The sequence below is a fragment of the Janthinobacterium sp. C22 genome (genome assembly GCF_057919405.1).
This window is the reverse complement of record NZ_CP193659.1, coordinates 5,689,521-5,713,429: the sequence shown is the minus strand read 5'-3', so window position 1 is coordinate 5,713,429 and position 23,909 is coordinate 5,689,521. Positions and strand designations below refer to the sequence as shown.

18 protein-coding genes, 1 tRNA gene and 2 pseudogenes are annotated in these 23,909 nt (G+C 64.8%); 19 read left to right on the top strand and 2 right to left on the bottom strand.

All coding sequences use genetic code 11. The features are described 5' to 3' along the window. The first annotated feature begins 238 nt into the window (after positions 1-238). Positions 239-400, top strand: coding sequence for a hypothetical protein (locus ACRHIG_RS26765; RefSeq protein WP_489628475.1), 162 nt, complete (start codon positions 239-241; stop codon positions 398-400). Here the strand turns inward: ACRHIG_RS26765 and ACRHIG_RS26760 are convergent. Together ACRHIG_RS26760 and ACRHIG_RS26755 are read right to left on the bottom strand one after the other, a co-directional pair. Further along, positions 397-1,032 (bottom strand): TonB-dependent receptor domain-containing protein, encoded by a 636-nt coding sequence (locus tag ACRHIG_RS26760; protein WP_489628474.1) that lies wholly within the window; start codon positions 1,030-1,032, stop codon positions 397-399. The two genes, ACRHIG_RS26765 and ACRHIG_RS26760, sit on opposite strands and share 4 nt — an antisense overlap. Next, the gene (locus tag ACRHIG_RS26755) at positions 966-2,453 is read right to left on the bottom strand and encodes a TonB-dependent receptor domain-containing protein (protein WP_489628473.1); all 1,488 of its coding nucleotides are present in this window, start codon (positions 2,451-2,453) and stop codon (positions 966-968) included. Before ACRHIG_RS26755 ends, ACRHIG_RS26760 begins: the two co-directional genes overlap by 67 nt. Before the next feature lie 275 nt (positions 2,454-2,728). Here ACRHIG_RS26755 and ACRHIG_RS26750 point away from each other — a divergent pair, with 275 nt between their 5' ends. From ACRHIG_RS26750 to ACRHIG_RS26665, 18 genes and pseudogenes are all read left to right on the top strand, one after another. Next, positions 2,729-3,151, top strand: a complete 423-nt coding sequence (locus tag ACRHIG_RS26750; RefSeq protein ID WP_489628472.1) for a hypothetical protein — start codon at positions 2,729-2,731, stop codon at positions 3,149-3,151. Between the two features lie 160 nt (positions 3,152-3,311). Continuing rightward, a complete protein-coding gene (locus tag ACRHIG_RS26745; protein ID WP_489628471.1) occupies positions 3,312-4,070 on the top strand; it encodes a 3-hydroxyacyl-CoA dehydrogenase in 759 nt (252 codons plus the stop codon). 83 nt (positions 4,071-4,153) lie between these two features. After that, a pseudogene (gene ggt, locus ACRHIG_RS26740) lies at positions 4,154-5,926 on the top strand (gamma-glutamyltransferase). Positions 5,927-5,966: 40 nt separating this feature from the next. Beyond that, entirely contained in the window at positions 5,967-7,136 is a 1,170-nt protein-coding gene (locus ACRHIG_RS26735) for a patatin-like phospholipase family protein (RefSeq protein ID WP_034751717.1), read from the top strand. A gap of 119 nt (positions 7,137-7,255) precedes the next feature. Further along, positions 7,256-11,419 (top strand): hybrid sensor histidine kinase/response regulator, encoded by a 4,164-nt coding sequence (locus ACRHIG_RS26730; RefSeq protein WP_489628470.1) that lies wholly within the window; start codon positions 7,256-7,258, stop codon positions 11,417-11,419. A gap of 85 nt (positions 11,420-11,504) precedes the next feature. Then, entirely contained in the window at positions 11,505-12,212 is a 708-nt protein-coding gene (locus ACRHIG_RS26725) for a response regulator (protein WP_475415650.1), read from the top strand. A 93-nt stretch (positions 12,213-12,305) separates the two neighbouring features. Further along, positions 12,306-13,925: an AMP-binding protein gene (locus ACRHIG_RS26720; RefSeq protein ID WP_489628469.1), complete on the top strand. Its 1,620-nt coding sequence runs from the start codon at positions 12,306-12,308 to the stop codon at positions 13,923-13,925. Further along, positions 13,922-16,324, top strand: coding sequence for a bifunctional salicylyl-CoA 5-hydroxylase/oxidoreductase (locus tag ACRHIG_RS26715; RefSeq protein ID WP_489628468.1), 2,403 nt, complete (start codon positions 13,922-13,924; stop codon positions 16,322-16,324). The genes ACRHIG_RS26720 and ACRHIG_RS26715 overlap by 4 nt, the downstream gene beginning before the upstream one ends. Before the next feature lie 19 nt (positions 16,325-16,343). Beyond that, on the top strand, positions 16,344-17,126 hold the full coding sequence (locus tag ACRHIG_RS26710; RefSeq protein ID WP_489628467.1) for an SDR family NAD(P)-dependent oxidoreductase: 783 nt from the start codon (positions 16,344-16,346) through the stop codon (positions 17,124-17,126). Positions 17,127-17,138: 12 nt separating this feature from the next. Then, on the top strand, positions 17,139-17,651 hold the full coding sequence (locus ACRHIG_RS26705) for a MarR family winged helix-turn-helix transcriptional regulator (RefSeq protein WP_475415646.1): 513 nt from the start codon (positions 17,139-17,141) through the stop codon (positions 17,649-17,651). A 2-nt stretch (positions 17,652-17,653) separates the two neighbouring features. Beyond that, entirely contained in the window at positions 17,654-18,508 is an 855-nt protein-coding gene (locus tag ACRHIG_RS26700) for an enoyl-CoA hydratase family protein (protein ID WP_489628466.1), read from the top strand. Position 18,509: 1 nt separating this feature from the next. After that, positions 18,510-19,669 (top strand): annotated as a pseudogene (locus tag ACRHIG_RS26695) (acyl-CoA dehydrogenase family protein). A gap of 26 nt (positions 19,670-19,695) precedes the next feature. Further along, positions 19,696-20,088 carry a RidA family protein gene (locus ACRHIG_RS26690; protein ID WP_489628465.1) on the top strand — a complete coding sequence of 131 codons (393 nt, stop codon included), beginning with the start codon at positions 19,696-19,698 and terminating at the stop codon, positions 20,086-20,088. Between the two features lie 122 nt (positions 20,089-20,210). After that, complete coding sequence (locus tag ACRHIG_RS26685) at positions 20,211-20,957, top strand: PEP_CTERM-anchored TLD domain-containing protein (RefSeq protein ID WP_489628464.1); 747 nt, start codon at positions 20,211-20,213, stop codon at positions 20,955-20,957. A gap of 241 nt (positions 20,958-21,198) precedes the next feature. After that, entirely contained in the window at positions 21,199-22,152 is a 954-nt protein-coding gene (locus ACRHIG_RS26680; RefSeq protein WP_489628463.1) for an MBOAT family O-acyltransferase, read from the top strand. 2 nt (positions 22,153-22,154) lie between these two features. Further along, positions 22,155-22,670 carry a hypothetical protein gene (locus ACRHIG_RS26675; protein WP_489628462.1) on the top strand — a complete coding sequence of 172 codons (516 nt, stop codon included), beginning with the start codon at positions 22,155-22,157 and terminating at the stop codon, positions 22,668-22,670. Between the two features lie 35 nt (positions 22,671-22,705). Next, positions 22,706-23,710 carry a hypothetical protein gene (locus tag ACRHIG_RS26670; RefSeq protein WP_489628461.1) on the top strand — a complete coding sequence of 335 codons (1,005 nt, stop codon included), beginning with the start codon at positions 22,706-22,708 and terminating at the stop codon, positions 23,708-23,710. An 89-nt stretch (positions 23,711-23,799) separates the two neighbouring features. Beyond that, positions 23,800-23,874 (top strand) — tRNA-Arg (locus ACRHIG_RS26665). The last annotated feature ends 35 nt before the right edge of the window (positions 23,875-23,909 follow it).

The following is a 23,909-nucleotide window of genomic DNA, read 5'->3' as shown; positions in this document are numbered from 1 at the left end:
GTTTCACGTCTTGCACATCAAAATTTCCTGGTTTTCATATCGTTCGGGCGGGGCTGGTACGGCGACCCGTGGTACCGCCATCCTTACGGACGCACGGTCGTGGTGCAGCCGCTGTCCGTCACGCCTCCCATATATGTCGAACAGGGCGGGGTGCCGACGGCGCCGATGTGCTAATACTGCCGCCATCCGCAAGGCTATTCTCCCTACGTGACAAGTTGCACGCTGCCGTGGCGCCGGCGTGGGAGCGGGCGCGGCCGACAGTTCCGCGTACGGCATGCAGCGCCGCGATGACTACGCCTACCAGCAATGCCTGTATGCGAGCGGCCACAAGGTGTCCGTCGCCGGGCGGATGCGCAGCAGCGTGCCGGCGAATGCCGCCACGCCGCCGCCCCGTGATTAGAACCGCGAGGTCAGGCCGACGAACATGCGCCGTCCCGGCACGTAGTAGTCGACCAGGCCGTCGGCCATCGGCCCTTTCTTGAACAGATTTTGCACGCCGCCGCGCACCGTCCACTGGGGCGTGACCTTGTACGACACGACGGTGTCGACGATGGTGTAGGCTTTGTCGGCCAGCTTGCCCGCGTCGAGTTCCTTGCCCGTGTACTGGGCCGACACTTCGCCGAACAGCTGGTCGTTGACTTGCCAGCCCAGCGCCGAATACCACGACAGCTTCGGCGTCGACAGCAGGTTGGCGCCCGTGGTCAGGTTTTTCGCTTCCGCCATGTAGGTGACGTTGTTACGCCAGTCCAGGTTTTTCGTCAGCGGGATGGTGGCCGTCGCTTCCAGGCCGCTCGTGCGCGCCTTCTGGATATTCGTCATCTTGGTCCACCAGCGCTTCTGGTAGAAACCCAGCGGCGCATAGTCGATCTTGTTCTTGAAATCCGTGTGGAAGTACGTCAAGCCGACGTCCCAGCCATTCTGTTCCCACGCCACGCCGATCTCGCCGGCCGTGCTCGTTTCCGGCTTCAAGTCCGCATTGCCGGCCATGTAGCAGCCGCCCGTGACATAGCCCAGGGCTTGAGGCTGCCGCAACCGCGTCCGCCCGACTGGGTGGCCGCCGCTGGCGAGTTTTCCTTCAGGCTCGGGGCGCGGAAGCCTTGCGATACGCCGCCCTTGATGGTCCAGGCGGGAGCAGGGTGGTACACGAGGTACAGGCGCGGGCTGTAATGGTTGCCGAACTTGCTGTGGTGGTCGAGGCGCAGGCCGGCCGTGGCCGTCAAGTTGTCGCGCAGGAACAGCTGGTCTTCCGCAAACAGGGCAGAGGTGGTGCCGGACAGGGTGGCGCCGCTGACGGGCTTGCCCAGGTAATCGGTCGGCACGGTGCCGATGGTGTCCGTATTCGTCAATTCCTGGTGCTTCCACTGGCCGCCCATCACCAGCATCTGCTCGATGCCGCCCCAGCCGACGCGCTTTTCCAGGCTGGCGTCGAGCGTGCTGTCCTTGGATTTCGCGATCGTGCCGACGACTTCGTTGTCGAAATCGTTGTGATACAGGTTCACCACGGCCTTGCCGAAGTCCCAGCGGCCCTCATAGCCGATGCTGGCGCTCTTGCGTATCAGCTTGCTCGCGCCCCAGGCGCCGAACAGCGGGTAGCCGTCCGCGTCGAGCGTGGTCGAATCCGTCGATTGCTGCTTGCCGTAGCTGGCGTCCAGCGACAGGTTCTGCTTCTTGTCCAGCGCCCAGTTCAGCTGGCCCGAGACAGTCTGGTTGCGTTCGCCGCCGATGCCGCCCGATTTGCCGATGGCCTTTTCGTCGGGATTCTGGCGCGTCTGGCCCACGCCCAGGCGCATGCCGACCGTGTCCGACAAGGGACCGGCCAGGTTCACGCCCAGCTGGTGCGCCGTGCCGCGGCCGCTGTCCTGCGGCTGCGTGTAATTGGCCGTGGCCGAGCCGTTCCACTTGCCCGGCACCTTGCGCGTGATGATGTTGATCACGCCGCCCATGGCGTCCGAGCCGTACAGCGAGGACATGGGTCCGCGCACCACTTCGATGCGCTCGATCATGTCGGGCGAGATCCAGTTCAAGTCCTGGCGGCCCAGATCGGGACGGTAGGCCGTGTCGGCCGAGCTGCCGACGCGCTTGCCGTCGACGAGGATCAAGGTGTATTTGTCGGGCAAGCCGCGCAGCTTGATCTTCGATTCCTCGCCCACCGGGCTGGTGCCGCCCGTCACGCCGGGGATGCGGCGCAGCAAGGTATTCAAGTCATACACGGGCTGGCGCTCGATTTCCTCGCGCGTGATGACGCTGATGCTGGCCGGCGCATCCTTGATGTCGATGGCCGTGCCCGACGCGGTGACCACCACCGTGTTCATGGTCGGATCGGCGGCCGCATTGCCTTCGGCCCAGGCGCTGCCGACGGCCAAGGACAGCAGGCAGGGCAGGAGCAGGGTGGCGCAATGGATGGGGCGGGCGGGCGTAACAGGATGAATGAATGCGGGACTACGCTGGATCATGGTGAACTTTCCGGATGTTGTTATTTCCTGGCTGCCTTCCGGGTGGCTCGGGTATGAATGAAAAGATAGTAAATTGCGCTCGAATTCCGCTAATGAGAATAAGAATCGTTCTTATTGTAATGCCATCCTGGCAAGAAGGAAAGTGCTGAAAGGAAATAAAACACCGTTGCAGCATGTGCGTGGCAGCCGCAGACGTGAGAGTGTTGCCCTCGCTGGCATTTGGCGCGGCGTGTGCCAATAATGAAAGCGGTAGGATCGATGCTTGGGGAGGGGGTATGAAGAAGATGACAAAAACCATGCTGGCGCTGGCCGGCGCCCTGCTGCTCGCTGGCGGCCATGCCTGGGCACAGGAACCGGCGGCGTCCGATGAACTGCCCGTGTGCCGGCTCGACCCGCGCGACAGCAGCAAGCTGGCCGTGGAACCGTGCCTCCCGGCGCCGCCCGTGCAGCCGCGCCGCGCCGTGGCGCAGGTGATCGGCCGCATGCCGGCGCAGCCGGCGCCTCCCATTGTGCCCATCGCGCCCCTGCCGCCCGGCCCGGCCGTGCCGATGCCGCGCGCGCCGCAGCCCATCGGTGCCTGCGACACGGGCGGCTGCCGCGATGCCGCCGGCGCGCGCTACAACGGCGCGGGCAACGCCACGCTCGATGCGAACGGGCGCATCTGCCACCGCAACGGCGCTTTCATGCAGTGTTTTTAAGCTTGCCAGTCGCTGGCGTTGCAAGTTTTCGCTCGGTGACGGCAAAAATGGCTACAATTGTCGCCGACATTACGTTTACGTAAACGTAATAGCGTAATAATGGCATCGTGCATCAACCATCAGGCGCCGGGAACACGGCCCTTATCACTCAGGAGATTTCATGCAGATTCAGGACAATGTATTCATCATCACGGGCGGCGCATCGGGTTTGGGCGCGGCCACGGCGCGCATGCTGACGGCCGCTGGCGGCAAGGTCGTGCTGGCCGACTTGCAGACGGAGGCGGGCCAGGCGCTGGCCGCTGAGCTGGACGGCGTGTTCGTGCAGTGCGACGTGACGTCGGAAGAGGACGGCCTGGCCGTGGTGGCCGCGGCTACCAAGCTCGGTACCTTGCGCGGCCTGGTCAACTGCGCCGGCGTGGCGCCGGCCGTGAAGACCGTGGGCAAGGATGGCCCGCATCCGCTGGCCCTGTTCCAGAAGGTCGTCAACATCAACCTGGTGGGCACCTTCAATATGTGCCGCCTGGCGGCCGACGCCATGGCGAAACAGGACGCGACGGCGGAAGGCGAGCGCGGCATCATCATCAACACGGCTTCCGTGGCGGCCTATGATGGCCAGATCGGCCAGGCGGCCTACGCCTCGTCGAAGGCGGCCGTGGTGGGACTGACCCTGCCGATGGCGCGCGACCTGTCGCGCAACGGCATCCGCGTGATGACGGTGGCGCCCGGCATCTTCGAGACGCCCATGCTGCTGGGCATGCCGGCCGAAGTGCAGGATGCGCTGGGCAAGATGGTGCCGTTCCCTTCGCGCCTGGGCAAGCCCGGCGAATACGCGCAGCTGGTGAAAGCCATCGTGGAAAACGTCATGCTCAATGGCGAAACGATCCGCCTGGACGGCGCCATCCGCATGCAGCCCAAATAAGCGTGGCGTGATTTGATGTAGGATACCCCCGTATGGGGCGTACAGCCTTGCTCGGCTGTGCGCCCTTTTTTATCGGAGAAACCATGATCGCATTGAAGCCGCTGGCCCTGAGCCTGACCTTGCTGGGAGCCCTCGCTGCCAGTCCCGTATTTGCCGAAGTGCCGCAGAAGGCGCCGGAAATCGCCACCGCGTATGCGGAAAAAGTGGCTGGGCGGCGCAGAAATTCATGGTCGCCGCCGCCAATCCGCTGGCCGCCGATGCCGGCTACCAGATGCTGAAGAAGGGCGGCAGCGCCATCGACGCGGCCATCGCCACGCAGCTGGTGCTCACCCTGGTCGAGCCGCAATCGTCGGGCATCGGCGGCGGCGCCTTTTGCTGTACTCCACGGCCAAGGGCGTGCAGGCGTTCGACGGGCGCGAAACGGCGCCTGCCGCCGCCGATGAGCACCTGTTCCAGAATGCGGACGGCAGCCCCGTCTCGCGCGCCACGGGCGTGGTGGGTGGGCGTTCCGTGGGCGCGCCGGGCGTGCTGCGCATGCTGGAGCTGGCCCACAAGGAGCATGGCAAGCTGCCGTGGGCGACCCTGTTCGGCCCCGCCATCAAGCTGGCGCACGGCGGCTTTCCCGTCAGCCAGCGCCTCAACGGCTTGCTGAACTGGGACCAGGCCCTGAAGCGCGACCCCGTCGCCGCCGCCTATTTCTATGACCCGGACGGCAAGGCCTGGCCCGTCGGCCACGTGCTGAAGAACCCGCAGCTGGCGCGCACCCTGCGCGAAATCGCCCGCGGCGGCGCCGACGCCTTTACAACGGCCGCATCGCGCGCGACATCACCGCCAAGGTGGCGTCGCACCCGAGCAACCCGGGCAAGCTGACGGCGCTTGATATCGCCGGCTACCGCGCCAAGGTGCGCGAGCCCGTCTGCAGCGACTACAAGGCCTGGACCGTATGCGGCATGCCGCCGCCATCGTCGGGCGGCATCGCCATCGCGCAGATGCTGGGCATGCTGGAAGTGAAGGACATCCGCCCGTATGCGCCCGTCGACGGCGTGCCCGATGCGCAGGCGATCCACCTGTTTTCGGAAGCGGGGCGCCTGGCCTACGCGGACCGCAACCGCTACGTGGCCGACACGGACTTCGTGCCGCTGCCGGGCAAGGGCATCGCCTCGATGCTCGACAAAACCTACCTGGCGCAGCGCGCCGCCCTGATCGGCGACAAATCCATGGGTAAAGCCTTGCCCGGCACGCCGCCCGGCATGCAGGTGGCGTGGGGCATGGACAACGCCTTGCAGCGTCCGTCGACGTCGCACCTGGTGGCCGTGGATGCTTTTGGGGGCGGCCTGTCGATGACCACCAGCGTGGAAGACGCGTTCGGCTCGCGCCAGATGGTCGACGGCTTCCTGCTGAATAACCAGCTGACGGATTTCTCGTTCGATTCGCGCGATGCCGATGGCCCCATCGCCAACCGGGTCGAGGCGGGCAAGCGTCCGCGCAGCGCCATGTCGCCCACCCTCGTGTTCGAGAAGGGCACGCACAAGCTGGTGCTGGCGACGGGTTCGCCGGGCGGCTCGTCCATCATCAACTATGTCGCCAAGGTCCTGGTCGGCACCATGGACTGGGGCTTGAACGTGCAGCAGGCGATCAGCCTGCCGAACTTCGGCAGCCGCAACGGTCCGACGGAACTGGAAAAGGGCCGTGCGCCGGCCGCGCAAGTCGAGGCGCTGCAGGCGATGGGTCACGAGGTGCGCGTCATCGAACAGAATTCCGGCTTGCAGGGCATCATGCGCCTGCATGCGCATGGCAAGGATTTCTGGTTTGGCGGGGCCGATCCGAGAAGAGAAGGGATGGTCCGAGGCGACTAAACTTTTCCACAAAGCATCAAGACCCTGCTAATCTGCCGGCATGGGAATGCAAAATAAAACAGGCTTGATACTCACGGGAGGGGGCGCCCGTGCCGCCTACCAGGTGGGCGTGCTGCAGGCGATTTCGGCGATTCTGTGGGAAGCGGGCTGGGCGCCGGCGCGCAACCCGTTCGATATCATCTGCGGCACCTCGGCCGGCGCCATCAACGCCACGGCGCTGGCTTGCCGTGCCGACAACTTCGGCGAAGGCGTGCAAAAGCTGCTCGACGTGTGGCAGCACATCGAGGTCGAGCAAGTGTACCGGGCCGACTCGCTGGGCGTGATCCGCTCGGGCGCGCGCTGGCTGTCCCTGCTGTCGTTCGGCTGGCTGCTGCGCCAGTGGCATGCGTCGCCGCCCAGTTCCCTGCTCGACAATACCCCGCTGGTCAGCCTGCTGCACCGCATGCTCGACCTGCCGCGCCTGGACGCGGCCCTGGCCGACGGCCTGCTGCATGCGCTGGCCGTGACGGCGTCGTCGTACTCGGGCAGCCGCCACATGACGTTTTACCAGACGGCCGAGGATATCGCGCCCTGGGTGCGCACGCAGCGCCTGGCCTTGCCGGACCAGATCGGCGTGGAGCACTTGCTCGCCTCGGCCGCCATCCCTTTCATTTTTCCCGCCGTGCCCCTGTACGTGGGCGGCCAGCGCGAATACTGCGGCGACGGTTCCATGCGCCAGCTGGCGCCCATCTCGCCGGCCATCCACCTGGGCGCGAACAAGGTGCTGGTGGTGGGCGCGGGGCGCATGACGGAACCGGCGCCGGCCGCGTCCGAAGCGGCGCGCTACCCGAGCCTGGCGCAGATCGCCGGCCACGCGCTGTCGTCGATCTTCCTCGATGGCCTGGCCGTCGACATCGAGCGCCTGAACCGCATCAACCTGACCCTGTCGATGCTGCCGCCCGAGTTGCTGGGCAAGACGGCCTTGCGGCCGGTGGAATTGCTGGTCATCGCGCCGTCCGAGCGGCTCGACGCCATCGCCAGCCGGCATATCGGCAGTTTGCCCCGTCCCATCCGCACCATGTTGTCGGGTATCGGCGCGGCCGAAGCGCGCGGCGCGGCGCTGGCATCGTATTTATTGTTCGAATCGACGTATACTAACGAGCTGATCCGTCTTGGACAGCGCGATACGCAGGCCCGCAAGGACGATGTACTGGCGTTTTTTGGTTCTTGAGACGGCCCCCGGAACAGTTGCGGGAGTTTTCGCGTTTTTTTGACAGGACGATTGTGCAGGTATTTCGACGTGTTTTCGATGTTGCCTTACTGTTAATTCTGCTGCTGGGCGCTCCGGCCATGGCCGCGCCTGCGCCCACCCTGCGCTTCGACCAGCTCAGTGTCGACCAGGGCCTGGCGCAGGAATCGGTGCTGGCCATCGCCCAGGACCGGCAAGGCTATATGTGGTTCGGCAGCCAGTCTGGCCTGAGCCGCTACGACGGCTACCGCATGGTCGTCTACAAGAATATCGAGGGCGACAAGACCAGCCTGGCCGATAACTGGGTGGGCGAGCTGCATGTCGATAGCCAGGGCCAGCTGTGGGTGGGCACCGACAATGGCCTGGACCGCTTCGACGCCGCCAGCCAGACCTTCATCCACTACGTGCCGGCCGAAAAGAGCAAGCGCGGCAACGGCAACCGGCATATCCACGCCATCCTCGACGATGGCGCGCGCGGCTTCTGGATCGCCACCTCGGACGGCTTGCAGCATTTCGACCCCGCCACAGGCGTCTTCCGCACCTGGCACCATGAAGAAGGCAACCCGCACAGCCTGGGCGACAATGAAATCAAGGCGCTGGCGCTGGACGCGCAACGGCGCCTGTGGATCGGCACGGTCACGGGGCTGGACATGCTGGCGCCGGGCAGCGAGCGCTTCGAGCATTTCGCCGTCGATGCGACGCCCGGCTCGAAATACAACGTGATCCAGTCGCTGCTGGTCGACCGCCAGCAGAATCTGTGGATCGGCACCATGGCCGGTGCCGAGCGCTGGCGCCTGGGCGGCGCCGGCCAGCCGCCGCAGGCGCGCGTGCGCCTGAGCGAAAAACAGGGTTTTTCCGCCATCCGCGTGGCCAGCCTGTACCAGGACGTCGACGCCACCGTCTGGCTGGGCAGCAATGCCGATGGCCTGTTCCGCTGGCTGCCCGACAGCGACACCTTCCTGCAGTACCGGCACCAGACGGGCGACAAGTTCAGCGTCGCCGACAACCAGCTGTCGTCCTTGTACCGCGACCGCGCCGGCACTTTCTGGGTCGGCTCCTGGTACAACGGCGTGAGCCGGGTCGACCTGGGCAGCGGCGGCTTTGCGCGCATGGCGCGCGCGCCCGGCGACGTGGGCGCGCTGGCGGACAAGAAAGTGCGGGCCGTGGCCGACGCGGGCAATGGCAAGCTGTGGCTGGCCACCAAGGGCGGCCTGAAACTGTACGACACGCGCGACGGCAGCTCGCGCCTGTTCGACCTGCGCAGCTCGCCCGGCATGTCGCGCGACGAGCAGGTCACCACCCTGTACAAGGGGCCGGACGGCACCCTGTGGGTGGGCGGCTCGACCGGCTTGCACCGCTTCGATCCGGCGCTGGAACGCTTCTTCACCATGCGCTTTGCCGCCGGCGACCCGAACAGCGACACCATCCGCAATGTCGTGAGCGACCGCAGCGGCATGCTGTGGGTCTCGACGCGGGGCGGCGTGCACCGTTTCGACCCCGTGAGCAAACGCTTCACCACCTACCGCCACGATCCGGCCGACCCGAACAGCCTGTCCGACAACATGGTGCGGCCCGTGCTGGAAGACGGCAAGGGGCGGCTGTGGATAGGCTCCTTCCACGGTCTGGACTTGCTGGACCGCGCCAGCGGCCGCTTCCGCCATTTCCGCCACGATCCGCAAGACCCGCATAGCCTGAGCCACGACGAAGTGCATTTCCTGCACGAAGACAAGCGCGGCGTGCTGTGGGTGGGCACGGCCAACGGCTTGAACCGCATGGACGTCGACGCCAAGGGCGGGATCCGCTTCCGGCGCTTCCTGCGCAAGGATGGCATGGCCGACGATGCCGTCGCCAGCATCCTCGGCGACGACAATGAACAGCTGTGGCTGAGCACCAACAGCGGCATCACGCGGCTCGACATGCGCAGCGGCCTGTTCCGCAACTACGACAGCGCCGACGGCACGGTGGAAGGCTCGTACTTCGATGGCGCGGCCCTGCGCGCGGCGGACGGGACCATGTATTTCGGCGGCTTCAACGGCATGACGGCGTTCGTGCCGCAGGATATCCACGACAACCGCGTGCCGCCGCTGGTGGCCATCACGGAACTGCAGATCTTCAACAAGCCGGTGGCCATCGGCCGCGGCGAGTTCGCGCACGTGCTCGGCACGGCGATCGACCATACGCGCAAGCTCGTGCTGACCAGCCGCGAAAGCGTCTTTTCGCTGGAATTCGCGGCCCTGCATTTCGCCGCGCCCCAGCGCAATATGTTCGCCTACCGGCTCGAAGGCTTCGACCAGGACTGGGTCATGACGGATGCGGGCCGGCGCTTTGCCACCTACACCAACCTCGATGCGGGCGACTACGTGTTTCGCGTCAAGGCGGCCAACAAGGACGGCGTGTGGAACGAGAGCGGCGCCACCCTGGCCATCACGATCCTGCCGCCGTTCTGGAAGACCTGGTGGTTCCGCACCCTGATGGCGGCGCTGCTGCTGGGCGCCGTGTACGTCGCCTACCGCCAGCGCGTGCGCGCGCTGCGGCGCCAGCAGAACGAGCTGGAAAAACTGGTCGGCGAACGCACGGCCGAGTTGCAGAGCAAGGAAATCGAAGTGCTGGCCCAGTCGGAAAAGCTGGCGCAAGTGAACAGCAGCCTGACGAAAAACGAGGAAAGCCTGCGCCAGGCCAAGCGCAAGGCCGAGGATGCGACGCGCCAGAAGTCGGAATTCCTGGCCAACATGAGCCACGAGATGCGCACCCCGCTGGCCGGCGTCATCGGCATGCTGGGCTTTGCCCTGCGCGACGAGCAGCTGCACGACGCCACGCGCGAGCAGATCCTGCGCGGCCAGGCCAATGCCCAGTCGCTGCTGGTGATCATCAATGACCTGCTCGATTTTTCCAAGATCGAGGCGGGCAAGCTGAGTATCGAAAACATCGACTTCGCGCTCGGCGCGGCCATCGAGACGGTCGTCAGCCTGTTCGAGGAGCAGGCGGCCGCGCGCAGCATCGGTTTCTCCATCGATTTCGCGCCCGACCTGCCGCCCTTCGTGGTGGGCGACCCGACCCGCTTGCGCCAGGTGCTGGTCAACCTGGTCGGCAATGCTTTCAAGTTCACCCAGCGCGGCGGCGTCAGCGTGTGCGTCGAGCGGGCCGGCGTGGCCAGCGGCAGCGGTGGACGCCGTGTCAACCTGATCCGCTTTAGCGTCAGCGACAGCGGCATCGGCATCGATGCGGACGCGATGGCGCGCCTGTTCCAGAAGTTCGAGCAGGCCGACGCCAGCACCACGCGGCGCTACGGGGGCACGGGGCTGGGCCTGGCGATCTGCCGCCAGCTGGTCGAACTGATGGAAGGCGAGATCGAGGTGGCCAGCACGCCGGGGCAGGGCAGCACGTTTGCCTTCACCTTGCCGCTGGCCGACGGCGTGGCGCCGCCGCTGGTGCCGCAGGTGGCGCTGGCGCCGCACAGCCACCAGTTGCGCGTGCTGTGCGCGGAAGACTTCCCCACCAACCAGATCATCATCCGCGTCATGCTCGAGGAACTGGGACACCGGGTCGACGTGGTCGCCAACGGCATGCTGGCGGTGGCGGCTTGCGTGCACACGCGCTATGACCTGATCCTGATGGACGGGCGCATGCCGGAAATGGACGGCGCCACGGCGACGCGTCTGATCCGCGTGGGCGGCTGGCCGGACCAGCCCGTGCGCGACCAGGAACTGATGATCGTGGCCCTGACGGCGAACGCCAGCGAAGAAGACCGCGGCCGCTACCTGGGCGTCGGCATGGACGATTTCCTCAGTAAACCCGTGGACGAAGCGGCGCTGCATGGCTTGCTGGCGCGCGCCATCGAGCGCCAGCTGCAGCGCGGGTTCATGTTGCCGCGCATGCCGTCGAACGCGCCGCGCGCTAGCGCGCGGGGGCAGGCCGAACTCGACGCCCTGTTCGGCATCGCGCCGGCCATCCCCGCCGTCGCGCCTGCGCAATCCGGCCGCGGCGGCGAACTGCAGCGGCGCATCCGCGTCGCCTTCGTCGCCGACCTGGAGGGGCGCTTGCGCGAACTCGACGACGCCCTGGCCGCGCAGGACAGCGACAACGCCGGGCGCCTGCTGCACGGATTGAAGGGCAGCGCCGCCTATCTCGATGAAACGCAGTTGCACATGCTGTGCACGGAAATGGAGGAGGCGGCGGACGGCGGGCGCTGGACCCAGGTGGCCCTGCATTTGCCGCAATTGCGCACACTGTTGGCGCAAATAGCCGTTTCGGGCAAGAAAATGTAAAATAGGCAATGCCGGCCATCGGGCGCGCGGCGAAACTGGGTAGAATACGGCCAGGCCCCTGACGCCGCCGGCAATGGAGAAAGCAATGAAAGTACTGGTGGTTGACGACGATGTCGTGTCGCGCATGGTATTGATGCATCTGATCGACAGCTGCGGCGTGCACGATATCGTGGAAGCCGAAGATGGCGCGGCGGCGTGGGAGCAGCTCGAAGGCGGCTTGCGCCCCGCGCTGTGCTTCTGCGACCTGCGCATGCCGCGCCTGTCCGGCATGGAGCTGCTGCAGAAGATCCGCTCCGACAGCGCGCTCGATGCCATGCCGCTGGTGCTGGTATCGTCGGCGAATGACCACGACACGGTGCGCGACGCCGTGCAGGCCGGCGCCGCCGGCTACATCGTCAAGCCTTTCCAGCCGGAGCAGGTGCGCCAGCATATCGACGCCTGCTTCGACGTCTCGGCCTTGCCGGCCGAGGCGCCGCGCGACACCTTGCAGCGCCTGGGTATCGACGGCGAACGCCTGCTGGCCTATCTGACGGGCTTTCAGGGACAGATAGTCGCCGCCAGCGAACAGGTCGACGCCTTGCTGGCGCGCGGTGAACCGGCGCAGGCGCGCCAGCAGCTCGAACGGCTGCACCTCGGTTGCCGCACCCTGGGCTTGCACGGCGCGGAAGCCGGCATGAGCGCGCTGCTGCAGTCGGCGGTGCTCGATGGCGAGCAGATGCAGGCTGCCCTGGCCGCGCTGGCGCGCAGCGCGGCGCAGCAGGCGCGTTTGCTGCGCCAGGACGGCGCCGACTGAATCTGCTGTTTTCTGCTTGCTGGAAAAATACTTTAGGTTTAAAGTATCTGCTTCCGGGCCTTGTGCACGCGCCCGCCACCAGCCAGGATGAGCATGAGCAGCGACCCTTCGCCTACCACCGCATCTCCCCAGGATGACTTTGCGCGCGCGCACCTGCCGCCGCGCGCACTCTGGCCGCAGCTGTGCCTCGACTTGCCCGGGCTGCAGTATCCGGCGCGTCTCAATTGCGTCGCCGCGCTGCTCGATGCGGCCGTGGCCAACGGCGGCGGCGAGCGCACCGCCATCCTTGCCGACGGCCAGCGCTGGAGCTACGCCGAGCTGGCGCGCCAGGTCGACCGCATCGGCCACGTGCTGCGCGCCGACCTGGGCCTGATCCCCGGCAACCGCGTGCTGCTGCGCGGCGCGAATACCCCGATGATGGCCGCCTGTCTGCTGGCCGTGCTGAAGGCCGGCTGCATCGCCGTGCCCACCATGCCGCTGCTGCGCGCGCGCGAACTGTCCACCATCCTGACCAAGGCGGAAGTGAACGCCGTGCTGTGCGCGCAGGGCCTGCGCGGGGAGCTCGACGGCTTGCCCGGCCTGCCGGCCATGCTGTGCTTTGGCGCCGCCGATGCGGAACTGGAACGGCGCATGGCGGCCCACGATGCGCCATTTCCCGCGCACGACACGGCGGCCGACGACGTCTGCCTGATCAGCTTTACCTCGGGCACGACGGGCGTCCCCAAAGGCACCATGCATATGCACCGCGACCTGCTGGCCATCTGCGACTGCTTTCCCCGTTCCATGCTGCAGGTGCGCGCCGACGACATCTTCATCGGCACGCCGCCGCTGGCTTTTACTTTTGGCCTGGGCGGCCTGCTGCTGTTTCCCCTGCGTTTTGGCGCGGCCACCGTGCTGCTGGAAAAACTCACGCCCGAGACCCTGCTGCGGGCCATCGGCGCCTATCAAGCCACCATCTGCTTCACGGCGCCCACCTTTTACCGCCAGATGGCGCCCCTGGCTGCCAGTTACGACTTGCGCAGCCTGCGCTTGTGCGTGTCGGCCGGCGAAGCGCTGCCGCTGGCCACGCGCGACGCCTGGCAGGCGGCGACGGGACTGGCCATGACGGACGGCATTGGCGCCACCGAAATGCTGCACATCTTCATTTCCGCCACGGGCGAGGGCATCCGCCGCGGCGCCATCGGCAAGGCCATCCCCGGCTATCAGGCGTGCATTGTCGACGATGCGGGCGTGCCGCAGCCGCCCGGCGTGACGGGCCGCCTGGCCGTAAAAGGCCCCACCGGTTGCCGCTACCTGTCCGACCCGCGCCAGCGCGAGTACGTGCAGAACGGCTGGAACCTGACGGGCGACACCTTCGAGATGGATGCCGACGGCTATTTCTATTACCGCTCGCGCAGCGACGACATGATCGTCTCGGCCGGCTACAACATCGCCGGCCCGGAAGTGGAAGAGGCGCTGCTGCGCCACCCTGCCGTGGCCGAATGCGGCGTGGTCGGGCGCGCCGATGCCGAGCGCGGCCAGATCGTCGAGGCGCACATCGTGCTCAAGGAGGGCTGCCAGGCCAGCGACGTGCTGGCGGCCGAACTGCAGGACTTCGTGCGCCAGCAGATCGCCCCGTATAAATACCCGCGCGCCATCCATTTCCTGCCTGCGCTGCCGCGCACGGAAACGGGCAAGCTGCAGCGCTTCAAACTTCGCACGGACACCCCATGAATATCGTCTGTATCGGCGGCGGCCCCGCCGGCCTGTATTTCAGCCTGCTCATGAAAAAGCAGAACCCGCATCACCGCATCACCGTCATCGAGCGCAACCGCCCGTACGACACGTTTGGCTGGGGCGTGGTGTTTTCCGACCAGACCCTGGGCAACCTGGCCAATGCGGACGAGCCGACGGCGCGCGCCATCCTGCAGGCGTTCAACCATTGGGACGATATCGAGATCCACTTCAAGGGCGAGACCGTGCGCTCGGGCGGCCATGGCTTTTGCGGCATCGGCCGCAAGCGCCTGCTCAATATCCTGCAGGCGCGCTGCGAGGAACTCGGCGTGCAGCTGGTGTTCGAGACGGAAGTGCGGGACGACCAGGCGATCGCGCGCCAGTACGGCGCCGACCTGGTGATCGCCAGCGACGGCTTGAACAGCCGCATCCGCACGCGCTATGCGGCCAGCTACCAGCCCGAGATCGACCAGCGCCATTGCCGCTTCGTCTGGCTGGGCACGCGCAAGAAATTCGAGGCGTTCACGTTTGCCTTCCGCCAGACGGAATTCGGCTGGTTCCAGGCGCATATCTATCAATATGACGGCGAGACGTCGACCTTCATCGTTGAAACGCCCGAACACGTGTGGCGCGCCGCGGGGCTCGATAGCATGAGCCAGGAAGAGGGCATCGCCTTTTGCGCAGCCCTGTTCGCCGAGGAACTCGACGGCCATGAGTTGCTGAGCAATTCGCCGCATTTGCGCGGCTCGGCGCAGTGGATCACCTTCCCGCGCATCGTCTGCCGGCAATGGGTGCACCGCCAGGACGGTGTGCCCGTCGTGCTGATGGGCGACGCGGCCCACACGGCGCATTACTCGATAGGCTCGGGCACCAAGCTGGCGCTGGAAGACGCCATCGAGCTGGCGCGCTGCTTCGCCCAGCATGGGGATAGCGCCGCTGCGCTTGCCGCCTACCAGCAGCTGCGCGCCATCGAGGTGCTGAAGATCCAGAGCGCGGCGCGCAATTCCATGGAGTGGTTTGAAAATGTCGAGCGCTACAGCGCCATGGAAGCGCCGCAGTTCGCCTATTCGATGCTCACGCGTAGCCAGCGCATCTCGCATGAAAACCTGCGCCTGCGCGATCCCGCCTACGTGGCCGATTATGAATCGTGGCTGGCGCGGCGCGCCGGCGAGCAGGCCGGCGTTGTATTTCCGCAAGAACCTTTGCCGGATCAGGCCTTGCCGCCCATGCTCACGCCCTTCCGGCTGCGCGGCGTGCTGCTGAAAAACCGCATCGCCGTCTCGCCGATGGCGCAGTACAGCGCCGTCGACGGCGTGGCGGGCGACTACCATCTGATGCACCTGGGCGCGCGCGCCATGGGCGGCGCCGGCCTGGTGTTTGCCGAGATGACGTGCGTCTCGGCCGACGCGCGCATCACGCCCGCCTGCCCCGGCATGTACAGCGAAGCGCACACGCAGGCGTGGCGGCGCATCGTCGATTTCGTGCACGCGAACAGCGATGCGAAGATCGCCCTGCAGCTGGGCCACGCGGGGGCGAAAGGCTCGACGCGGCCCATGTGGGACGGCATCGACCTGCCGCTCAGGGAAGGCAACTGGCCTTTGACCTCGGCCTCGGAGCAGCAGTATCTGGCCGGCGTGTCGCAAACGGCGCGGGCGGCCACGAAAAACGACCTGGCGCGCATCGAGCACGACTTCGTGCGCGCCACCCTGGCGGCCGCCGTCGCCGGTTTCGACTGGCTGGAACTGCATTGCGCGCACGGCTATCTGCTGTCGAGTTTTATTTCGCCGCTGACCAACCGCCGCACGGACGAGTATGGCGGCAGCCTGGAAAACCGCTGCCGCTATCCGCTGCGCGTGTTCCGCGCCATGCGCGCGGCCTGGCCGCAGGATAAACCGATGAGCGTGCGCATCTCGGCCCACGACTGGGTCGAAGGCGGCATCACGCCAGACGATGCGGTCGTCATCGCGCGCCTGTTCAAGCAGGCGGGCGCCGACCTGATCGACTGTTCCTCGGGCCAGGTCAGCAAGCTCGAACAGCCGGTCTACGGGCGCATGTTCCAGGCGCCGTTCGCCGACCGCGTGCGCAACGAGGCAGGCATCGCCAGCATGGCCGTCGGCTCGATCTTTGAAGCGGATCACGCCAACAGCATCATCGCCGCCGGGCGCGCCGACCTGTGCGCCGTGGGCCGCCCGCACCTGGCCAACCCGGCCTGGACCCTGACGGAAATGGCGCGCATCGGCTACAGCGGCGCAGGCGCTGGGAAAGGCGCAGCCTGGCCGAAACAGTACCGGCCGGGCCAGCAGCAGCTGGAACGCAATCTGCAGCGCGAGCGCCAGCTGGCCGCCGCCAACACGGGCCTCACCCCGCAACAGGTGGCCGCGCGGCTGCTGGAAGGATGACATGAGCAAGGAAGCATTGATGGACGCATTATCAGGAAAGCATGCGCTGGTTACGGGCGCCGGCAGCGGCATCGGCCTGGCCTGCGCGGGCGCCTTGCTGGACGCGGGCGCCAGGGTCACCCTGGCCGGGCGCGATGGCGCGCGGCTGGCGCGCGCGCGCATGCAGCTGGAAGAGGCGGGCCATGCGGGTCGGGTGGCCATCTGTGTGCTCGACGTGGCCGTGGAAGCATCCGTGCAGGCGGGCTTCGCGCAGGCCGCCGCGCATTTCGGCCGCATCGATATATTGATCAATAACGCGGGCCAGGCGCATGCGGCGCCTTTCGGCAAGACGGATGCCGCCATCTGGCAGCAGATGCTGGCCGTGAACCTGACGGGCGTGTTCCACTGCTGCCAGGCGGCCATGCCGGCCATGCTGGACGCGGGCTGGGGGCGCATCGTCAACGTGGCGTCGACGGCGGGCTTGAAAGGCTATCGTTACGTCAGCGCCTATGTCGCCGCCAAGCATGGCGTGATCGGCCTGACGCGCGCACTGGCGCTGGAAGCGGCGCCGCGCGGCGTCACCGTCAACGCCGTCTGCCCCGGCTACACGGAAACGGACATGGTGGCGCAGGCCGTGCAGAACATCGTGCGCAAGACGGGGCGCGGCGAAGACGCGGCGCGCGCGGAACTGGCCGCTGCCAATCCGCAGCAGCGGCTGGTGCAGCCGCATGAAGTGGCCGATGCGGTGGCGTGGCTATGCCTGCCCGCGTCGGCCGCCATGAATGGACAATCGATCGCCGTCGCCGGCGGCGAAGTCATGTAGACAATGGATAAAATGGATAATCAACGCGACCTCCAGCAGGCAGAACCCGTGCTGGACCTGGCCAGCCGGCTGACGCAGGACCACCACCAGTCGCTCAAGCTGTGGCTGCGCATGCTCTCGTGCACGGTGAAAATCGAGAACGAGGTGCGCACGCGCTTGCGCGCCACCTTCGGCATCACCTTGCCCCGCTTCGACTTGATGGCGCAGCTCGAACGCTTTCCCGATGGTTTGCGCATGGGCGAGCTGTCCAGGCGCATGATGGTCACGGGCGGCAATATCACGGGCATCACCGACCAGCTGGAGCAGGAAAAGCTGGTGGCGCGCGTGGTCGACCCGAAAGACCGCCGCTCGTACAGCGTCAAGCTGACGCCGGCCGGCCGGCGCGCCTTCGACGAGATGGCGCGCGTGCATGAGGGCTGGATCGCCGAACTGCTGCACGGCGTGACGCCGGACGACAAAAACCAATTGATCGACCTGCTGTCGCACATGAAGCAGCAGCTGAATAACACCTCAATAAAGGACTGAGCATGCGCCATCTACCCGGCCAGCCGCAAGACCTGCCAGGCAACCGCGCCAGCCTGGCCGGCTACGCCGCGCGGCATTTCCTGTTTGCCGTCGACGCAGGCGTCGCCACCTTGACCCTGCACCGGCCCGAGCGCAAGAATCCGCTCACCTTCGATTCGTATGCGGAATTGCGCGAGCTGTTCCGCGCGCTGGCGCATGCGGACGACGTCAAGGCCGTGGTCATCACGGGCAGCGGCGGCAATTTCTGCTCCGGCGGCGACGTGCACGACATCATCGGCCCGCTGACGCAGCTCGACATGCCCGGCCTGCTGGCGTTTACCCGCATGACGGGCGACGTGGTGAAAGCCATGCGCGCCTGCCCGCAACCCATCGTCGCCGCCATCGACGGCATTTGCGCGGGCGCCGGCGCCATGCTGGCGCTGGCTTCCGATATCCGCATCGGCACGGCGCGCAGCAAGACGGCCTTTTTGTTTACGCGGGTGGGCCTGGCCGGTTGCGATATGGGAGCATGCGCCTTGCTGCCGCGCGTGATCGGCCAGGGCCGCGCCGCCGAACTGCTGTACACGGGGCGCTCCCTGGCTGGGGCCGAGGGCGAGCGTTGGGGCTGGCTCAACCGCCTGGTCGAGCCGGAGGAGCTGGCCGAGGCGGCGCAGCTGTTCGCCGCCGGCCTGGCCAGCGGCCCCACCTTCGCGCACGGCATGACGAAAAAAATGCTGCAGCAGGAATGGAGCATGGGCGTCGACGAAGCCATCGAGGCGGAAGCGCAGGCGCAGGCCATCTGCATGGCCACCAACGATTTTCACCGCGCCTATCACGCCTTCGTGGCGAAGGAAAAACCGCAGTTCGAGGGCGATTGAGATGCAAAATACACGCGACACCACTTACCTGGAATGGCCTTTTTCGAAGCGCGCCATGCCGAACTTGAGCGGCACCTCGATGCCTGGGCGGCGCAGCACCTTGGCGACGAGCATGGCGCCGACGTCGATGCCGCTTGCCGCGCGCGGGTGGCGCAACTGGGGCAGGGTGGCTGGCTGGCATACGCCACCGGTACCGATGGCAAGATCGATACGCGCGCCATTTGCCTGATGCGCGAAACCCTGGCGCGCCACGACGGCCTGGCCGATTTCGCTTTTGCCATGCAGGGACTCGGCTCGGGCGCCATCGGCCTGTTCGGCAGCGCCGGGAACAAGGCGCGCTATTTGCCGGACGTGGCCAGCGGCAAGCGCATCGCCGCCTTCGCCCTGTCCGAGCCGCAGGCGGGCTCCGACGTGGCGGCCATGGCGTGCGCGGCGCGCCGCGACGGCGACGACTATGTGCTCGACGGCGAAAAGACGTGGATCTCGAACGGCGGCATCGCCGACTTCTACGTCGTCTTTGCCCGTACGGGCGAGGCGCCGGGCGCGCGCGGCATCAGCGCCTTCATCGTCGATGCCGACAATCCCGGGCTGGAAATCGCCGAGCGCATCGCCGTCATCGCCCCGCATCCGCTGGCGCGCCTGCGTTTCAATCATTGCCGTGTGCTCGTGTCGCAGCGCCTGGGCGAGGCGGGGCAGGGCTTCAAGGTGGCGATGGCCACGCTCGATGTCTTTCGCACCTCGGTGGCCGCCGCCGCGCTGGGCTTTGCGCGGCGCGCGTTTGACGAGGCGCTGCGCCACGCGACAAAGCGCCAGATGTTCGGCCAGACCCTGGCGGACTTCCAGCTGACGCAGGCAAAATTGGCGCAGATGGCCACCGGCATCGACGCGGCCGCGCTGCTGACCTACCGCGCCGCCTGGCAGCGCGACCAGGGCCGCAAGGTGACGAAGGAAGCGGCCATGGCCAAGCTGACGGCCACCGAGACGGCGCAGCAGGTGATCGACGCGGCCGTGCAGCTGTTCGGCGGCATGGGCGTCGTCAGCGGACATCCGGTCGAGCGCCTGTACCGCGAAATCCGCGCGCTGCGCATCTACGAGGGCGCCAGCGAAGTACAGCAACTGATCATCGCGCGCGAACTGCTGCGCGAGGCGGCCAGCGCATGAACCCCATGGACAACGAGGAAAACACAATGCAAGTGCTGCAACCACCAGGATGGGCCAGGCCGCGCGGCTATGCGAACGGCGTTGCCGCCAGCGGACGCACGGTGTATGTCAGCGGCATGATCGGCTGGGATGCACAGGGGCAATTTCATACGGACGACTTCGCGGGACAGGTGCGCCAGGCGCTGCAGAACATCGTCGCCGTGCTGGCCGAGGCGGGCGCCTTGCCCGAGCACATCGTGCGCATGAACTGGTATGTACTGGACAAGAAGGAATATGTGGCGGCATATCCACACATTGGCGTTGCCTACAGGGAAATCATCGGCAAGCATTTTCCAGCCATGACGGCCGTGCAGGTAGCGGGATTGATCGAGGATAGGGCGAGGGTGGAGATCGAGGTGACGGCGGTGTTGCCTGGCTGAATTTCTGCTATGAAATATTGCGTATTGGCATCTAAATAATAAATATAAAAATATTATCTATCGTGTTATATTTGGCAACCGGAGCATGCGCCGGTTTTAAATACTGACAGTCGAGGTAGAAGATGCGCAATAATTTTAGAGTGGTGAGAAGTGTGGTGCTGGCCTTGGCCGGTATGGGTTTTTCCCTGGGCGCGCAGGCGGGACCCGGTACTTCGCTACTCTCTCCCGGCTATCAGGCGCAGCTGGAAACCTGGCTCGGCGAAGGCCATCTGGCACTGACGAGCATCTATAGCAAGGCAACGGGTGATACTTCGCTCGATTTTCACAAGGCTTCCGATGGCAAGGGGCGCACCTTTTCCGTCATGGAAGCCACGAATTCATCGGGCAAGACGTGGCTGGTGGGCGGCTATAATCCGCAAAGCTGGAGTTCCAGCGATGGCATGCATGTCACCATGGATGACAGCCAGCGCACGGCCTTCCTGTTCAATCTGACGGCCGGCTTCATGCTGCCGCAACTGAAGCAGTATTTCAATGGTGATGGAATCGGCAAGGACCAGACCTACAATCAGGCCAATTATGGACCCACGTTTGGCTATGGCCACGATTTGTATGTGCCGCAGGACCTTACGCATGGCGGCAGTTCCTTTCTCTATACCTATAATTATCTGGGCCAGCCATCGACCGGTGTCAGCTTGCTAGACGGTTCTACCTGGCATGGCAACGATGTGACCTTCGGCGCCATCCAGGTATTTGCCATCAGTGCCGTGCCGGAGCCGGGAACGTATGGAATGCTCATGGCAGGATTGCTGCTGATCCTGGCGCGCCGCCTTGGCAAACGTGCGGTTGGCAATGTGCACAGTGGTAAATGACGCTGAAAAAAACATTGTGCAGTATGCCGTCCTGTGCCAGGCAAGCCGTCGCAGGACGGCGGGTTGGGTGCTAGCCCGCTACTCATGGGGACGGTAAAGCGAACAGGTTCGAAACCTGTTGCGAGATCGGCCTGGCGCTTGGTCCGCATCTGCCGGATTGGCGAGCGTGAGCCCCGTCACAAGGATGCCGGACGCCCCCATATTCCTCTGTACACCAATTTATTACCTGTAGGAAGACGCGGTGCTATTTAACTCATTTGCTTTCTTTTTGATCTTTTTGCCATTGGCCCTGTTGGGATATTTTGCTCTGTCAAAGTATTCTTTACGCGTATCGATCATTTTTTTGCTGTTGGCCTCCCTAGCATTTTATTGCTATTGGGATATTCGTTTCCTGCCGTTGCTAGCCCTGTCCATCTGTGTCAACTTTGCGGTCGGACGTCGTATTTCACAGCGTTATGAGCAGGGACTCCGTCGGCCTGCGAAGGCGTGGCTTGTCTGCGGCCTTGTTTTCAATCTTTCCTTGCTGATCTTTTTTAAATATTTTGATTTTCTGATAGAAAATATCGCGGCCCTGACCGGGGCGCCGTTGACGCCGATCGGTATCGTGTTGCCAATCGGTATATCGTTCTTCACGTTTACGCAGATTGCGTATCTGGTGGATTGCCATACCGGTAAAGTGAAAGAGTATCAACCGGAAAGTTATGGCCTGTTTGTCACGTATTTTCCGCACCTGATTGCCGGCCCCATTTTGCATCATAAAGATATGATGCCGCAATTTTCACAGCCGGAGTCGCACGTGCTGCGGCATGGGCGCATCGTCGTCGGACTGGCGTTTTTCACCATCGGCCTGTTCAAGAAAGTGATACTGGCTGACGGCGTGGCACGTTATGTCGCCCCGGTGTTCGATGCGCACCACCAGAATCTGAGCATGCTGGAAGCCTGGGCCGGAGCCCTGGCGTATACCTTCCAGCTATACTTCGACTTTTCCGCCTATTCCGATATGGCATACGGCCTGTCCTATATGTTTGGCATCGTACTGCCCATCAATTTCAACTCGCCGTACAAGGCGGTTTCCATCATCGATTTCTGGCGTCGCTGGCACATCACGCTATCCACTTTCCTGCGCGATTATCTGTACATTCCCTTGGGGGAAATCGTCAAGGCGCCTTCCAGCGCTACCGCAATCTGTTCCTGACCATGCTGTTGGGTGGCTTGTGGCATGGCGCCAACTGGACTTTTCTCGTATGGGGCATGCTGCACGGTATTTACCTGATTATTAATCATGCGCTACGCCATGCTCTTGGTGGACGCAGCAATCTGCCAATACGCGTTGCCGGCAGCATCGCCACTTTCCTGGCCGTCGTCTTGGCCTGGGTCTTTTTCCGTGCCAGTTCGGTGGAGGTGGCACTGGATGTGCTGCAAGCCATGAGCGGCAGCACCCTGACGCCAGCGATGCAGGGGGCGATGCTGGGAATCGACAGGATTATGGCACTGCAGAGCTGCCTATGGTGGTTGCTGGCTTGCGCGGCCATTGCCTTCTTCATGCCCAATGCCTACGACCTGCTGGGCCGCGGCATTTTGCGCAGGCAGGAAGAGCGCCTGTCCGGGCGAAACGGCAATATTGCCTTGGGTGCGCTGTTGATCCTCTGTCTGCTTTTGCTGGCAATTAGCGAAACGCGTGGCATTTCTGAATTTCTTTATTTTAATTTCTAAACCATATGCGTCCTTTATTCGCCATAGGCTTGGGCATGCTGGCAACGGTGCTGGTGCTCGAGGCCGTCCTGCAATGCTTGCCTGTCTCGTCCGGCTTGCGGCTGGAAAATAGCGACCCGCAAATTCCATTTCGCCGCTATCTGGCGCACCAGCCCTATGTGTACTCGTATGGTTGGGCGTTGAATAATGCACGCAGCGGCGTGATCAATGCCCAAGGGGCATCGAATTCGCGCGACTTCAAGGATGGCGCTGCCGTACTGGTGCTTGGTGACAGTTTTGTCGAGAGCCTGATGCTCGACTATCCCGATACCATGCAGGGACAGCTGGAGCATGCGCTTGGCGGCGGGGTGTATGCGGCCGGTAGTTCCGGCAATGGCCTCGCCGATACGCTGGCCATGGCGCGCTATTATGTGCCGCGCGTGCATCCGCGCACGGTGGTGCTATTTGTCGATGGCAGCAATCTTGCCTCCTTGCTTGAGGCGGCAAAACGTGGCCACAATCAGATCGAACCTGGCCCAGATGGCTTGCACATGGTGCAAACACCGTATAAGGAACCCAAGATCAAGCGGGTGGTGTCCTATTCGGCATTGGCGCGGTATTGTTATTACAATCTCAAGTTGCCGGATTGGCTGTCATCGACGCTGCGCCGCAAGAATCCGCCATCGGCGGCTCCATTGCCGGTCCGGGATACGGCGTCGCGGGCATTGGTGCTCGACTACTATCTGACACAGCTGCGTGCCATCGAAGGTAGTTCCACGGTACAGTTTTTATTTCTCGTCGATGGTGAGCGGGGCCTGCTGTACGACGGGCGCAAGGGCAAGCCGTCCTGGCAGGACGACGATCGGGCATTTTTCCTTGGCCGTTTGAAACACCATGGCTATGCAGCAATCGACATGCAACCTGTGTTCGCGCGGCATTGGGAGGCACAACGCGAGCGGATGGACTTCGCTCCCATGGATGCGCATTGGAATAAGGTGTCCCATGCGCTGGCGGCCCAGCAAATCTTGTCCCGACTGAAGCAGGTGGCCGCAGCGCCATAGCGTGCGCGCAATGGCAGGCGCGTTGCTCGAGCCGTCCGCTTGCCACGCTGTCAATGGCGGGCGCTTGCCTGTATAATGCCGCTGCGCGTGTCGCCATCGTACAATGGATAGTACAAGGTCCTCCTAAGACTTAAATGCAGGTTCGATTCCTGCTGGCGACACCACATTCCACGCAACGCGCGCCGGTGGCCTGAGTTCA

Excerpts from the sequence above, each read along its gene's own strand:
- ACRHIG_RS26710 (WP_489628467.1), top strand. The coding sequence starts at position 16,344 with ATGGACGCATTATCAGGAAAGCATGCGCTGGTTACGGGCGCCGGCAGC.
- ACRHIG_RS26700 (WP_489628466.1), top strand. The coding sequence starts at position 17,654 with ATGCGCCATCTACCCGGCCAGCCGCAAGACCTGCCAGGCAACCGCGCC.
- ACRHIG_RS26670 (WP_489628461.1), top strand. The coding sequence starts at position 22,706 with ATGCTGGCAACGGTGCTGGTGCTCGAGGCCGTCCTGCAATGCTTGCCT.
- ACRHIG_RS26755 (WP_489628473.1), bottom strand. The coding sequence starts at position 2,453 with ATGATCCAGCGTAGTCCCGCATTCATTCATCCTGTTACGCCCGCCCGC.
- ACRHIG_RS26715 (WP_489628468.1), top strand. The coding sequence starts at position 13,922 with ATGAATATCGTCTGTATCGGCGGCGGCCCCGCCGGCCTGTATTTCAGC.
- ACRHIG_RS26730 (WP_489628470.1), top strand. The coding sequence starts at position 7,256 with ATGGCCGCGCCTGCGCCCACCCTGCGCTTCGACCAGCTCAGTGTCGAC.
- ACRHIG_RS26745 (WP_489628471.1), top strand. The coding sequence starts at position 3,312 with ATGCAGATTCAGGACAATGTATTCATCATCACGGGCGGCGCATCGGGT.
- ACRHIG_RS26675 (WP_489628462.1), top strand. The coding sequence starts at position 22,155 with ATGCTGTTGGGTGGCTTGTGGCATGGCGCCAACTGGACTTTTCTCGTA.
- ACRHIG_RS26720 (WP_489628469.1), top strand. The coding sequence starts at position 12,306 with ATGAGCAGCGACCCTTCGCCTACCACCGCATCTCCCCAGGATGACTTT.
- ACRHIG_RS26685 (WP_489628464.1), top strand. The coding sequence starts at position 20,211 with ATGCGCAATAATTTTAGAGTGGTGAGAAGTGTGGTGCTGGCCTTGGCC.
- ACRHIG_RS26735 (WP_034751717.1), top strand. The coding sequence starts at position 5,967 with ATGGGAATGCAAAATAAAACAGGCTTGATACTCACGGGAGGGGGCGCC.
- ACRHIG_RS26705 (WP_475415646.1), top strand. The coding sequence starts at position 17,139 with ATGGATAATCAACGCGACCTCCAGCAGGCAGAACCCGTGCTGGACCTG.
- ACRHIG_RS26725 (WP_475415650.1), top strand. The coding sequence starts at position 11,505 with ATGAAAGTACTGGTGGTTGACGACGATGTCGTGTCGCGCATGGTATTG.
- ACRHIG_RS26750 (WP_489628472.1), top strand. The coding sequence starts at position 2,729 with ATGAAGAAGATGACAAAAACCATGCTGGCGCTGGCCGGCGCCCTGCTG.
- ACRHIG_RS26690 (WP_489628465.1), top strand. The coding sequence starts at position 19,696 with ATGCAAGTGCTGCAACCACCAGGATGGGCCAGGCCGCGCGGCTATGCG.